Annotated in this window: 10 protein-coding genes; 7 read left to right on the top strand and 3 right to left on the bottom strand. The window is 59.3% G+C overall.

What is annotated here, in order from left to right; genetic code table 11:
• Positions 1-1431 (top strand): diguanylate cyclase domain-containing protein (locus tag ACRXB1_RS15740; RefSeq protein WP_449492495.1); only part of this gene is annotated, 1431 nt, incomplete at its 5' end.
• 487 nt (positions 1432-1918) lie between these two features.
• Positions 1919-3934, top strand: coding sequence for a cyclic di-GMP phosphodiesterase (gene pdeR, locus ACRXB1_RS15735; protein WP_449492494.1), 2016 nt, complete (start codon positions 1919-1921; stop codon positions 3932-3934).
• Positions 3935-3975: 41 nt separating this feature from the next.
• Here pdeR and ACRXB1_RS15730 read toward each other — a convergent pair whose 3' ends face one another.
• Positions 3976-4854, bottom strand: coding sequence for a crotonase/enoyl-CoA hydratase family protein (locus tag ACRXB1_RS15730; protein WP_062001613.1), 879 nt, complete (start codon positions 4852-4854; stop codon positions 3976-3978).
• Positions 4855-5235: 381 nt separating this feature from the next.
• Between ACRXB1_RS15730 and ACRXB1_RS15725 the strand changes: the two genes are divergently transcribed.
• From ACRXB1_RS15725 to ACRXB1_RS15705, 5 genes are all read left to right on the top strand, one after another.
• A complete protein-coding gene (locus ACRXB1_RS15725; protein WP_449492493.1) occupies positions 5236-6060 on the top strand; it encodes a methyltransferase domain-containing protein in 825 nt (274 codons plus the stop codon).
• A gap of 21 nt (positions 6061-6081) precedes the next feature.
• Positions 6082-7122: an alpha/beta hydrolase gene (locus tag ACRXB1_RS15720; protein WP_449492492.1), complete on the top strand. Its 1041-nt coding sequence runs from the start codon at positions 6082-6084 to the stop codon at positions 7120-7122.
• Between the two features lie 266 nt (positions 7123-7388).
• The gene (locus ACRXB1_RS15715; protein WP_449492496.1) at positions 7389-9548 is read left to right on the top strand and encodes a TonB-dependent siderophore receptor; all 2160 of its coding nucleotides are present in this window, start codon (positions 7389-7391) and stop codon (positions 9546-9548) included.
• A 38-nt stretch (positions 9549-9586) separates the two neighbouring features.
• A complete protein-coding gene (gene pnuC / locus ACRXB1_RS15710; protein ID WP_449492491.1) occupies positions 9587-10189 on the top strand; it encodes a nicotinamide riboside transporter PnuC in 603 nt (200 codons plus the stop codon).
• A 7-nt stretch (positions 10190-10196) separates the two neighbouring features.
• Entirely contained in the window at positions 10197-11399 is a 1203-nt protein-coding gene (locus ACRXB1_RS15705) for a phosphotransferase enzyme family protein (RefSeq protein WP_449492490.1), read from the top strand.
• Positions 11400-11455: 56 nt separating this feature from the next.
• Here ACRXB1_RS15705 and ACRXB1_RS15700 read toward each other — a convergent pair whose 3' ends face one another.
• Both ACRXB1_RS15700 and ACRXB1_RS15695 read right to left on the bottom strand, forming a co-directional pair.
• Positions 11456-12790 (bottom strand): MFS transporter, encoded by a 1335-nt coding sequence (locus ACRXB1_RS15700; RefSeq protein WP_449492489.1) that lies wholly within the window; start codon positions 12788-12790, stop codon positions 11456-11458.
• Between the two features lie 44 nt (positions 12791-12834).
• Positions 12835-13704, bottom strand: a complete 870-nt coding sequence (locus ACRXB1_RS15695) for a substrate-binding domain-containing protein (RefSeq protein WP_449492488.1) — start codon at positions 13702-13704, stop codon at positions 12835-12837.
• Positions 13705-13770: the final 66 nt, after the last annotated feature.

Raw genomic sequence — 13770 nt, 5'->3', positions numbered from 1 at the left:
GCGAGCCGCGCGGTGCGAGTGGAGCAAAGCGGACTGCAGGAGAAGGGCCAGTTAGCCTACGTGTTTGATACGCTGGCGCTTGCGCGCGGTCACATCTATGTATCGCCGATCACGATCAATCACGAGCAAGGCGCGCATTCGGCGCAAGGGCGCCCGACCCTGCGCCTGGCAACGCCAGTCGCGGACGACCGCGGCACGGTGGTCGGCGTGGTTGTAATCGATGTCGACCTTGCGCGGCTGCTGGAACGTTTGCAGGTCGATCTGCCGGGCAATTACGAGGTGTTCCTTGCCAACGAATGGGGCGATTTCCTCGTGCATCCGGATGTATCGCAGACGTTCGGTTTCGATAAAGGCCGGCGGATATTCATGCAGGAAAACTTTCCCACGACGCGGCCGCTATTCGAAGACGGAAGATCCGCCGTGATGCTCAACGGTCTGACACAGCCCGACGAGGCGTCGTCGCGGATTCTCGCCTTCATACGCCGTCCGTTTGGCTCGTCCGAAGGCAACCGTTTTGTGGTGCTGGGCTTGTCCCGCCCACTTTCCGATGCCCTTAACGGCGCGAGCATGCTGGGCGGCAGTATCGTGCGAATCGTGCTGATTTCGAGCCTGCTTGCGATCATCCTGGCGGCCATGTTCGCCCGCGCGCTGGTCCAGCCGCTGCAAACGCTCGCGCATGCGGCGACGCATTTCTTCGCCGATCACACCATGGAAGCGCTGCCCGTCCGACGCACCGATGAAATCGGCGTGCTGGCGCGCTGCTTCGACCGCATGCGCCGCGAGATCCGCTCGCAGATCGACGGGCTGCACAGCAGGCAACACGAGTTGGTGCATCTTGCGCGCCACGATGCGCTGACGGGTCTCCCGAACCGGATGCTCTTCATGGAACGGCTGGAGGAAGCGATCCGCGACGCTGCATCGAGCGGCGAACCGCTTGCGGTATTGTTCGTCGATCTCGATCGCTTCAAGCAGATCAACGATCAGTTCGGGCACTCGGCCGGCGACGATGTACTCGTCGAGATCGCGCGCCGCCTGCAGGAATTGTTGACCGGCGCCGACATGGTCGCGCGGCTCGGCGGCGACGAGTTCGTGGTGTTGATCAACGGCCCGCGCTCGGCCGGCCCGGCGCCGGGAATTGCCTCGCGTATCAAGCAGACGCTGGATGAGGTGCTGCTCGTCAACGAACGGCGCATGACGGTGGGCGCGAGTATCGGGATCAGCCAGTATCCGGTGGACGGCGATTCCGCCGGCGCGCTATTGCTCAATGCCGACGCCGCCATGTACGCTGCGAAGTCCGACGGAAACTGCTCTTATCAGCGATACCAGGATTTGCCAGACTCCCAGCGCAACCGCACCGCCAAGGGCGTGGTACCGCAGGCGCAGGCCGATGACCTTGCCGCCGCGCGGGATGACGCCGACACGGTGTTCTGACCCAAAAGGCATGTACGTTCAGACAGCGGCGTGCGGCCTCATTAAGGTTTTTGGCTGGAAAGCCGTTATGCCGTTTACATCTTTCGACGAAACAGGGAACGTCGGGCGTCGTCACGCTCTGTCCGGCTTTTCAGTGATGAAGGCTGGATAATGAAACGATGGTGCTTTTGTATTGGTTAGACAAAAGATAGTCTATTTTGGTGCAATGCCATTCGAATTACCATGTTGGGGTTTTGCAGCATTGCATCGTTATTTGTTTCGAAGTCGGGCGCTGATTCTGCAGTCCGCGTAAGATATGATCAAATAATTAAATTTTAAGCGACTTACTGTTTGGGCCGGCACACGAAAGCCTGGAGCTTCGTGGTGCCGTGAAGCGGACTCGCAGGTTTGAGATTATCTCCAGCAGGGCGCATGACGCCGGCACTGGGTAGATCTGACGAGACGCGCTGACGGGGCGGCAGTCAGAGAATTTTTTCTGGAGTTGCTGATGATGGGTGAAGAAGACGGCCTAGACCTGTTTACGTGGTTTGGCACGACCAGCCCGTGCTGGCGGCTGTCGAGCGACAGTAATGCGCTCGAGCTTGCGACCGTGCGGGGTCCCGCGAACGTCAGCATTCCGCTCGACGCGTCCCAGGCCGGGCAGATCCGGGCACTGACGGGCGTAACGTCGCATCTGGCGCTCGACCTGAAAATTTTCGGTTATCCCTACCGGCTCCACCTTGTTGGTAAAAAGATCAACATTCGCGAATGGGCCGGTACGGCATCGGATTACACGGACACCTCGTCGGTCGCCCGTGATCTCGTGCATGGACTCGCATTCGCCGAGCAGGTTGTTTCAGAAGTTAATTCGCTCGTGGTGATTCTCGACGGACGTGGCCTTATTCAGCGCTTTAACCGCATGTGCGAAGAAGTGACCGGCATGCGTGAGGAAGACGTCATTGGCAAAAGCGCCTATGTGCTTTTCATGTCGGATGACGAAGGTGCGGCGTCCCGGACCAACATCAACGGCTTCTTTGCGAGCGGCCAGCCGTACCAAGTCGAGCGTTACATCAATACGGTCACGGGACCGCGGCTCTTTCTGTTTCGCAACAAGTTCGTGCAGAGCGGCAGCGGCGTGGACGAGCGCTTCCTGATCTGCTCGGGCACCGACATTACCGAAGAGCGCAAGGCACAGAAGCTGCTCGTCAAGCAGGCGACGACCGACGAGCTGACGGGACTGCTGAACCGCAAGGCCATTCAGGAAGAAATCGAGAACGCGATCGCGGCCGAAAGAGAGGCGGGTGACAGCATTGGTGAAGAGCATCTCGGCATCCTGTTTCTAGACCTCGACAACTTCAAGAAGGTGAATGACCACTACGGACACGTGGTCGGCGACCGGCTGATCCGCGAGGTATCGGCGAAGATCAAGAGTTGTCTCGCTCCCGGTGACACGCTTGCGCGGCTCGGCGGTGACGAGTTCGTCGTGGTCGTCAGGAAGTCGACCATCCCGCTGCTGACCAAGACCGCTGAAACCATCCTGGGCAGCCTGCACCTGCCTTTTGACTTCGGACTGATCAAGCTTTATACCGGTTGCTCTATCGGTATAGCGCTGTATCCCGAGCATGGCGACAGGCTCGAAAGCCTGATCCGCAGCGCGGACACCGCCATGTACGTCGCTAAAGATGGCGGCAAGCATACGTATCGCGTGTTTACGCCGGAAATGAACCGCAAGGTTGCGGAATATGTGTGGCTCGACACGAACCTGCGCCGGGCGCTTGAAGAGAATCAGCTCGAGCTTTATTACCAGCCGAAGGTGAATCTCAGGAGCGGCGACGTCGACAGCGTCGAAGCGCTCGTGCGCTGGAATTCGCCGGAGCGCGGCGTTGTCTCGCCGCTCGACTTCATCCCCTATGCGGAGGAGTCCGGGTTGATCGGGCCGCTTGGGCGATGGGTCATGCAAGCGGCTGCCACGCAGGCGTCGAACTGGCAGAAGCAGGGCCTCGACCTGCGCATATCCATCAACGTGTCGGCGCGCCAGTTGCGCGATACGGATATCGTCAAGCATTTCACCGAGGTGCTTGCAGAGACGCGCTCGCGTTCGTGCATGCTCGACGTGGAATTGACCGAAAGCTGTTTCATTGAAGACGAAGCGGCGGCGCTCGTGCTGATCACGCAATTCCGCAAGATGGGCGTGCGTGTGCATCTCGATGACTTTGGCACGGGTTATTCGTCGTTGTCGCAGTTGTCGCGTATTCCGCTCGACGCCATCAAGCTGGATCGAAGCTTCATCAAGGGAATCGATGTCAACAGCAAACCGCAAGCCCTCGTGCGCGCCATGGTCGCGATTGCGCATGAGCTGCGTTTGTCGGTGGTAGCCGAAGGCGTGGAAAGCGAAGCTGAAGCGGATTTCCTGCGCGGCCTGGGCGTGGATCTCGTGCAAGGCTTCCTTTACGCGCGGCCCATGCCTGCAAGAGCCTTCGAAGCGTGGCTCGCGGAGAAAAGAAAGCTCAGGCTCATCGCCTGAGCGTCTCCAGGTTAAGGAGTGTTGGTAAGGCTTAAATCTGCTTAGTGCTGGTCAAGGCTTGCCATCTTCAGTTTGGAGACACGGCGGTTCTGCAACATGACCAGCCGCTCCATGAAGGCCAGATCCTTCTCTTCAATCGTGAAGGCGGCCCGTACCCAGTCCTCCGTAATCTCGATCAGTTCAGCGCGCGGCAACGCCAATACACGTTGCCGCGCCTTGACCATCGCGCGAATGCCGTTGAGCTTGGGTCGAATGCCATCTATGAAAGTCCGCGTCGCAAGGAATGCATCGCCAGGCTGGAAAGTCTGGTCGACAATTCCCTTCTCTGCGTACCACTCGCCGGTATGCGCTTCTCCGGTGCTGATCAATTCTTCGGCGAGCCGCATGCCCGCCTTGCGTTCGACCAGTGAATAGCCGCCCATGCCTGGAAAGAGGTTAAAGGCGATTTCGGGGAAACCCATCTTCGCGTCGTTCTGCGCGAGAAGAAAGTGATGTGCCAATGCGGACTCGAATCCACCTCCGAGCGCGGTGCCCTCTACCATTGCAATCGAAATGGCACCGGTACCAAATCCGCTATAAATTTCATGCAGCCCGTCTATGCACGAACGCGCATAAGCCATGAGCAATTCACGCCGGCCTGATCGAATGGCATCGACAAAGAAGTCCAGATCGCCACCTACATTGAAGATGTCTGGAACGAGAGAGCCCGTGACCCAGAAGTCAAAACGCAAGCCTGATTCTCTGGCTGCACGCGCGAGATCGATGATGTCATTCACGAGATCTTGCGTAAAACACGGACGCGGGCGTGAACGAAGCATCATCCACATTGTGTGGCGTTCCTCTTCGTAATAGGCGGAGATTTGCGAGAGGTCGCCGGCTTCGAGAAAGGGACGGCAAGCAGGGTTGTTTTTGAGGTTCATGGCGATGATCCAAATTAAAAAAGGGTTGAACTTGGGTAAAGCCATGAGAGGGTAAAGCACAGAATTTCATATCGGCGGGGGTATACGAGGGGCAGCCCACACTCCCGCAACGCATTTATGAAACACATAAAACGGCTCAAAAAACGCCGTGAAATAACGTTGCTAAGCGAACCATCTGAGGTTGATAAAGTGTTCGCTTAGCAACGGCGAATCGTCGAGTTATAGTTCCTGTAGAGCAAGTACGAGCCGAGCGTCATTCACTCGGATGCGAGCCAACAAGTTGATGAGTTGGAGACAAGACATGGAAAGCTATTGCGGGCACATACAAGAATCAAAGGCAGCTCAGTTCGTTCAACCACACTTCGACCATCAGGCCCCACGATGACCAACTCACGATCCCCTTCCCAGCTTGGTGATTTTTCGCGTGTCGATTCTGTGGATGCGGACACTTTTGTCGCGCGGCTCGACGTCATGCAGGCGCTCGATTCGTTCCGGGTCTATAAGCAGGAGACGTTTGAATTAATGGGTCTCAAGCCCGGCATGCATATCGCCGACATAGGCTGCGGACCGGGCGACGATCTCGGCAAGCTGGCATTGCAGGTTGTTCCCGGTGGCAGCGCGGTGGGATTCGACTTGAGCGAAGCCATGCTGGAAGAAGCACGCCGTCGTCACGCGGACGTGCCGTCGCTGAGTTTCAGGAATGCGCCGGCTAACGAGCTGGGCGTCCCGGCGCGCAGCTTCGATGCGGTGCGCGCCGACCGCGTGCTGATCCACGTTCCAAGGCCGCAAGAAGCGCTCAAGGAGATGATTCGCGTGACGCGCCCGGGTGGGCGCATTGTGGTAAGCGAGCCTGATATGCCCGGTTGCTGGGTTGCAAGCAGCGACTATGTGCTGACGGGGCGCATCATGCAGTCGATCGCTGAGTCATGCGTCAATCCTTACCTTGCTCGCGATCTGTACGCCATGTTCCACGATGCAGGCCTGCGCGACATCACGTTCAGCATGCGCAGCGTGAGCGCGTTCGATCCCCAGTCGGTCAACAAGATTCTCGATTTCAAGAGCGTCCTTGCCGGCATGCACGCACGCAAACTGTTCACGGACGACGAGGTGATGCGATGGATTACGGAGTTCGAAGAACGCGGCCGGACCGGGCGTTTCGTTGCGGGTCTGCCCGTGATGATCGTGAGCGGCACCACCCAGGACTGAGTCTCGCGAACGGCAACCAAGATGCGTGATACTCAACTCAGTTGGCGCACACTTTACGGCTATGCGCGTGCCGTAAGCGCCTTTAGCAAGTCCGTGCTTCCGGACCTGACGCGCACGAGCTTCGAGCGGCTTGCGTCAGCAGGAGGCGCTGCCACGCCCGGTGCAATGCAGGCCGCCTTGCCGCCGCACGAAGCGTTCGCGACCTCCGACAACTACCCGCTGGCTTATCGCCATTATGAATCGCGGAGCACGCATCGCGTTGTGATCCTGGTGCACGGTGCGGGATGCTTCGGCGACCAGTTGCACGTGCTGGCGCAGCACTTGTCGCAGCGTGATATTGCCGATGTGTACACGCTCGATATGCGTGGCCATGGACTCTCGCCGGGATGTCCCGGTCATGCAGTCGATGAACCGCATCAGATGATCTCGGATGTCGCCGACTTCATTACGTTCGCTGCGCGCCGTCACAAAGGATCGTCGATTGTATTGGGGGGGCATTCAGCCGGAGGCGGTCTCGTTCTTGCCATCTCGCGCAGTCCGCTTCATCGGCTGGTGACGGGTTATTTGTTTCTTGCTCCGTTCCTCGGGCTCGGCTCGCCTGTGAATCGTCCTTACTTTGGAGGATGGGTGCGTCTTCGCGGTGTGCGCCTGCGGCTACTGAGCCTGCTTAGCGCATTAGGCATTACGCGTTTCAACGGGAGCACGGTAGTCGAGTTTGCGCCCGCGGCGCGTGCGATCGACAAGCGTTATATCCAAAGCTGGTCGTTCAATACGACGCTCGCATTCGGTCCCGGGCTTTGGGTCGAGAAAAAACCGCCTATTGATCCCGACGTGCCGGTACTGGTCTTGTCGGGAGACAATGACGAGTGTTTCCATGTATCGCTTTATCCTGCGGCATTCAAGATCGTCGCGCCGCACGCGGAGATTTGCAGCATGGGCGCAATCGGCCATTGGGACCTTCTTGCCGATCCCGCGATGCTTGGCGCCGTGGAACGCTGGTTAGGACGGCAAGACATGAAACCCATGGGCGTGCCCCAGGTTGTCAAGGCATCGACTTATTGAATTCGCCCGAAAATCTTTCCACGCTGCTTAATTCTGTAACATGTCGCCTGCAGCGAAACAGGCGGCTCCGGGAACAGCCGGGCGCCTGACGCTTAAATCCCATTCTGATTATTTTTGTTGATCAAAGAGATCCGCTTTTCTCCATTTATCGATGTGGGCTGGCGGACGCCTGTCAGCATTATCCAAGAACAATGAATAACAAGAGACTTACTCAGGCGCCGTCCGTGCATCATTCGCAATTCGTTGCGCATCGAACATCGGTCGTCATGGTTGCCGTTACCACGCTGTTTGGCATGCAGGCAGCATTTGCGCAGGCAGGATCGCCAGCCGCGCCTAACGGCGTAGCGGTGCTTCCGGCGGTAAGCGTGACGGCCACGCATGACAATGACTATCGCGCGCGCTCCGCCTCTGTTGCCGGGTTCGACGAAACGCCGCTGCAGGACACGCCCGCGTCTGTGTCGGTCGTCACTCGCGCGCAACTCGATGACCAGCACGCAAAGTTGCTCAGCGACGTGGTGCGCAACGACGCATCGGTGAACAACGATTATGCGCCGGTAGGTTATTACCAGGGTTTCACGATTCGCGGTTTCCCGATCGACCTTGCCAGCGCCATCAAGATCAACGGTCTGACCATTTCCGGCGAGCAGAATGTCGCGTTGGAAAACAAGGACCGGGTCGAGATATTGAAGGGGCTTGCGGGCATAGAAAGCGGGGTGGTCGCGCCGGGCGGCATCATCAACTTCGTGACCAAGCGCCCGCGGAATGTCGCGAGCATCACGACCGATGTCGACAGCCGCGGGTCCACGTCCGCCGCCGTCGACCTGGGGCGGCGCTTTGGTGATCAGAATCAGTTCGGGTTGCGAATCAATGCGGCGAAAGAAAACATCCACTCTTATGTGGATGGCGCCGATGGCCGCCGCACATTCGGCTCGATTGCAGCCGACTGGATCATCAGCCCGCGCGCGAGCCTTCAATTCGATGCCGAGTTCCAGCAACTGATCCAGCGCTCGGCATCGGGGTATCAATTGCTAGGTGGGACGGCGGTGCCGTCGGCTGCGTCGGCATCGAAGCTGCTTGGCTTGCAGCCGTGGACCAAGCCCGTCACCACCGACGCGCTCAATCTCAACACGCGGTTCGACTACAGCTTCAACGACAAGTGGCAGGGTTACATAGCCGCCAGCCGCAGCCACACCATGATCGACGACAACGTCGCATTCGCCTATGGTTGCGGCTACGTCCCGAGTTGTGGCGCGGGCGGCACGTCGCCGTTTTTCTTTGCATCGAACGGAGATTTCGATGTCTACGACTACCGGAGTCCGGGGGAATATCGGCGAAACGATGAAGTTCGTGCTGTGCTCACTGGCAAGTTTTCAACCGGCTGGCTCCAGCATGACGTGACCTTCGGCACCAGCGTGCAGCGGCGCGTGGTCGATTTGTCGAACGCGGTGTATGACTATGTTGGCAGCGAGAATATCTACGGGCCGAACCTGACATTCGATCCGTCGCCGAATTCGCCGAGCGCGTCTTTTCCGCAACTTGATTCTCGCCAGTATTCCGTATTCGGCACGGACCGGATCACGTTCAACAATCACTGGCAGATCCTCGCCGGAGGGCGTGGCGTCCTGTTGCGTCAGCGAAGCTGGACCGAAATGGATGGCCCGGCTACCGACACGGACCGCTCCATATTCCTGCCGCAAGTGGCGGTCGTTTATAAACCGGTCGCGCCGCTTTCGCTTTATGCGTCTTATAGCAAGGCGCTTTCGCTTGGCGATCAGGCTCCCGTTCGTGCGAGCAATGCGTATGCATTCCTTCCGCCGGTCGTGTCCAATCAGGTTGAAGTGGGCGCCAAGTACGACTGGCTCGACCGGTTGAATCTCACGGCGGCAGTGTTTGCGATCAACAAGCCGTTCGAATACGCAAAGCCCGATTCCACCGATGCAGGCTATACGTTCACGCAACAGGGAACGGAGCGTCATCAGGGCATCGAGCTGAGCGCAGCGGGACGTGCGACGGACCGGCTCACGCTGACGGCAAGCATCGCGGCGATCAGGGCGCGTGCGTACGACTCGGGCACGCCCGCATACGAAGGCCATCAGGTGATCAACGTGCCGCGCTTGAGCGCCGCGCTTTATGCGGACTATGCCGTGCCGCATGTTGCGGGACTCGATCTGCTCGGCGGCGTCAACTACAGCGGCAGCAAGGCCGCAAACGAGGAGGGCACGGCAAGCGTCCCGTCTTATTTCGTCTTCAATCTCGGCGCGCGATACACCACGAAGCTTGGCGGCCACAAGACGGTGGTGCGGCTCTCCGTCGATAACCTCTTCAACAAGTATTACTGGCAGGATAGCGGCGAGCTTCAGGGCGACGCATATCTCTTCCTTGGTGCGCCCCGCACTGCACGTTTGTCGTTGACTTATGATTTCTAGAAATGTCTTACACGCATCCCTGAACCGAGGCCAATGCAATGTCCGTGCTTGAAATCATCGGTGTTATTGTGAGCGCGCTTGCCATCTGGCTGACTGCGCGACGCAAGATGCTTTGCTGGCCGGTAGGACTGGCGTCGGTGGCGCTGTACGGCTGGATTTTTTTCGATGCAAAGCTCTACTCCGACATGCTTCTGCAGGGCGCCTTCGCGGTCCTGCAGGTCTATGGGTGGTGGGTCTGGCTTGAGCAAGGAAACCGGAACACGCAGGTGGATTCCGGTGAGGTGCGCGTGCAGGCGGTTGCGCGCAAGGCGCTCGTGATGGGCTTGCTGCTTGCGGTCATTGGAAGCGCGGTGCTCGGGTCGCTGATGGCGCGGTTCACGGACGCCGCGTTGCCGTACGTGGATGCGTCGTTGACGGCTTTCAGCCTCGTCGCGCAATACTGGACGGCGCGGCGTTATATCGCGTCGTGGTGGCTCTGGATCGCAGTGGACGTCGTGTACGTCGGGATGTTTCTTTTCAAGGGTCTTTATCCGACCTCGGGGCTCTACGCGCTGTTCGTTGCATTGGCCGTGATCGGATTGCGCGACTGGAGCCGTGCGGCGGCGCGTGTTGAACCGGCTCAGACGCCGCACGCAGCCTGAGGCGGTCATGTCGACAGGAAAGCCGTTGAAACCAATCGCTTCGGATGCACCATCCGCCGATATCGCGCCCCTGCAATTCGGTGTCGATGGCGAGCAGGCCGAGCGCGACTGGCCGTTGATCACCCGCGAAGAAGTCGAGGCGGTGCTTGGCAGGTTTCCTTCGATTGGTCCCTTGGCCGGCTTAACGTGGCACAGCCCCCGGCCGTTCTCGGCGGCCGTGCTGATCACGACGGCGAACGGCAACGAGTTTTTCGTGAAACGGCATCATGTGAAAATCCGCGACGTGGAAGGGCTCGCCGAAGAGCATGCTTTCATCGCGCATCTCGCGTCACGTGGGCTGCCCGTTGCCGACATCATTGCGATGCCTGACGGCGCCACGGCAGTGACTCAAGGCGAATGGACATACGAGGTTCATCGTGCGGCGGGTGGGGCGGATGTGTATCGGAAAGCGATGTCGTGGACGCCCTTCGCCGATCTTTCCCATGCGTTTGCGGCGGGCCAGATGCTCGCGCGCTTGCACATTGCTGCGCGCGATTACGCCGCACCGGCGCGCGCCATTCGTCCGCTGCTCTCGAGTTTTCGGGCGCTCAATGAATCCGATCTGATCGGCGCACTCGACAGGTGGATCAACGCACAGCCCTTGCTGGTTCGCGCCCTGGGAGCGCGTGACTGGCGTTCGGACGTGTCAGAGGTCATCTTGCCCTGGCATGCGCGGTTGGCGCCTTTCCTGCCCGGATTGCGCCCGCTGTGGACACATGGCGACTGGCACGCTTCTAACCTTCTCTGGACCGGTAGCACACCCGGCGCGCAAGTCAGCACCATCCTGGATTTTGGTCTATCCGACCGGACGTGCGCGGTCTACGATCTCGCGGTTGCGATCGAGCGAAATGCCATCGAGTGGTTATCGGCGCAAGACGCACGGCGTGTGCATCTCGATCATATCGACGCGTTGCTGAACGGGTATGAGTCGATCACGCCCTTGTCCGGTGATGAATACGCGGCGCTGGTGGCTTTATTGCCAATCGTACATGCGGAGTTCGCGCTTTCCGAGGTTGCTTATTTTCACGCGACGCTTGGGTCGCCGGAGAACGCGGAGATTGCGTACGATGGTTATCTGCTCGGACACGCGCGATGGTTCTCTGAGCCGGCGGGAAGGGCGTTGCTCGATCATCTTGAGAGCCGCGAGCGCGTCTTCAGATCGCTGGATTAAAGATTCCGGTCGCTTGCGATGGCCGACCATCGCAAGCGAAAGCTACATCACACCCATCACGTATGGCGTTCCTCGACAAACGTCCCGCGCGGCGCGTTCTCCAGGGCGGTATCGTGTTTGAGCAACAAGACGGCCGCAACACCGACCAGGCCCGCGCCCGACAGACACAACAAGCCGGCGGCGAAGCTGCCAGTACTGTCCTTGATCCAGCCCATCGCATAAGGCCCGAAGAATCCCGCCAGGTTGCCCAGCGAGTTCACCGCTGCAATACCACCGGCGGCCGCCGCTCCTGAGAGAAACGCGGCAGGCAAGGTCCAGATCACCGGCAGGCAACCGAAGATGCCGAACCCGGCAATGGAAAGCGCAAGCATCTTCAGCACCGGATTATCCAGCGCAGTGGATGCCGCAATCCCGCCCGCGGCGACCAGCAGCGCAATCGCCACATGCCATTTGCGTTCGAGCTTGCGGTCCGAGTGACGGCCCCAATACACCATGCTGATCGCACCCACAATGTAAGGCAGCGACGTGACCAATCCCGTCTGCACATTCGTCAGGCCGAAGCCTTTTACGATCTGCGGCAGGAAAAAGCTCAGGCCGTAGTTGGTTGCGTTTGCACCGAAGTAGATCAGCGCGACGGCGAGCACGCGCGGATTGAACAAGGCTTCCTTCACGCTGAAGCTGCGCACGGCTTCGCGCTGCCGACGCTCTTCGGCCTGCCGGTTGACGAGCCAGTTACGCTGGTCGTCGGTGAGCCACTTTGCGTCGGCGGGTTTGTCGGTGAGATAGAAGAACACCACGAACGCGAGGCAGAGCGCAGGTAATGCCTCGATCAGGTAGACCCACTGCCAGCCCGCGAGGCCCCCGAGTTTGTCGAGGTTCAGCAGCGCACCGGAGATAGGCGCGCCGATGACCGTGGAGAGCGGGATCGCGACCATGAAATAACCGACCACACGCCCGCGATACGCTGCCGGAAACCAAAGGGTCAGCAAGAAGATGATGCCGGGGAAAAAGCCTGCCTCAGCAATCCCGAGCAGCACTCGCAGCGAATAAAAGACGTGCGCGGGGGACATCCCCGTGTATTGCGCGATATGCGGAATGAACGCCATCGCGGCCGCGAGGATGCCCCACGTGAACATGATCCGCGCGATCCATTTGCGTGCGCCGAATTTCTCCAGCAGCAGATTGGACGGCACTTCGAAAAAGAAATAGGCGATAAAGAAAATCCCCGCACCAAAGCCGAACGCGCTGGGCGAAAACCCGAGGTCCTTGTTCATCTGCAACGCGGCGAAACCCACGTTCACGCGGTCCAGATAAGCGATGAAATAACAAAGCATCAGGAAGGGGACTAGCCGCGCCGTCACGCGCGTCAGTGTGCTTTTTTCGAGGTCCATTCGCCATGTCTCCTGTTTTCAAGTTGTGATTCGTCTGAAACGTTTCATCCGGGTACGGCTGTTTCTGCTGATACATACGTTGTGCTTTCACGCACCAGCAACTCGGCTTTGAAACTCAAGTGAACGAATTCGTCTTGCTCGCCGTTCATAAGCTTGAGCATCAATTGCCAGATTGCATGGCCGATAGCCTCCACGGGCTGACGTATCGATGTCAGATACGGGCGCAGCACGGACATCCAGGGGGCGTCATCGAAGGAAAGCAGCGACACGTCTGATGGGATATGCAAGTCGGCATCGCGGATGGCGCGCAGCGCGCCGAGCGTCGTGACGTTGCAACCCGTGAAGAGGGCGGTCGGGCGCGTGGAACCGCTCAATACCTTGAGCGTGGTGGCATGGCTTTGGGTGGCCGTCATGCCGCATTCGATCACTGCAATGTACCGGGCGAGATGCGCTTTGCGCATTGCATCCACATAAGCGTCCGCGCGTTCTCGCGAGTTCACCAGTTCCAGAGTGTTGACGAGGAACGCGATGCGCCGGTGGCCGAGCGCGATCAAGTGTGCGGTTCCGTCGGCGGATGCGCTGCGGCTGTTGGTCGTCACCGTGTTCGCCGGGAAGGTGTCGTCCACACGATCGGCCATGACGAGCGGCACATTGCATTCCCGCGCCTCGGCTATTGCGTGCTGATAACCCCGGCACGGAATGATGATCATGCCCGCTACCTGACGCGACATCACAAAACGGATGCGCTCGGTTTCGCGTTCGGGGTTCTCGTTGGCATGGGCAAGGATGAGCTGGTAACCATGCTGCAGCGCATGATTTTCGAGGGCGCGCGCAATGTCGACAAAGAACTGGTTGGTGAGGTCGGGAAGAACCAGACCGATGGAAGTGGGACGGCCGCGTCTGGGATGCGGCACGTCTGATTGGATACCGGCGCAACGAGATCGCCGCCGACCTGCGCCGCGGCCGTCCCACTTCCATCA

It is taken from the genome of Caballeronia sp. M23-90 (assembly GCF_053574605.1).
The sequence above is the reverse complement of the archived record's forward strand: the minus strand, read 5'-3'. Positions and strand labels throughout refer to the sequence as shown.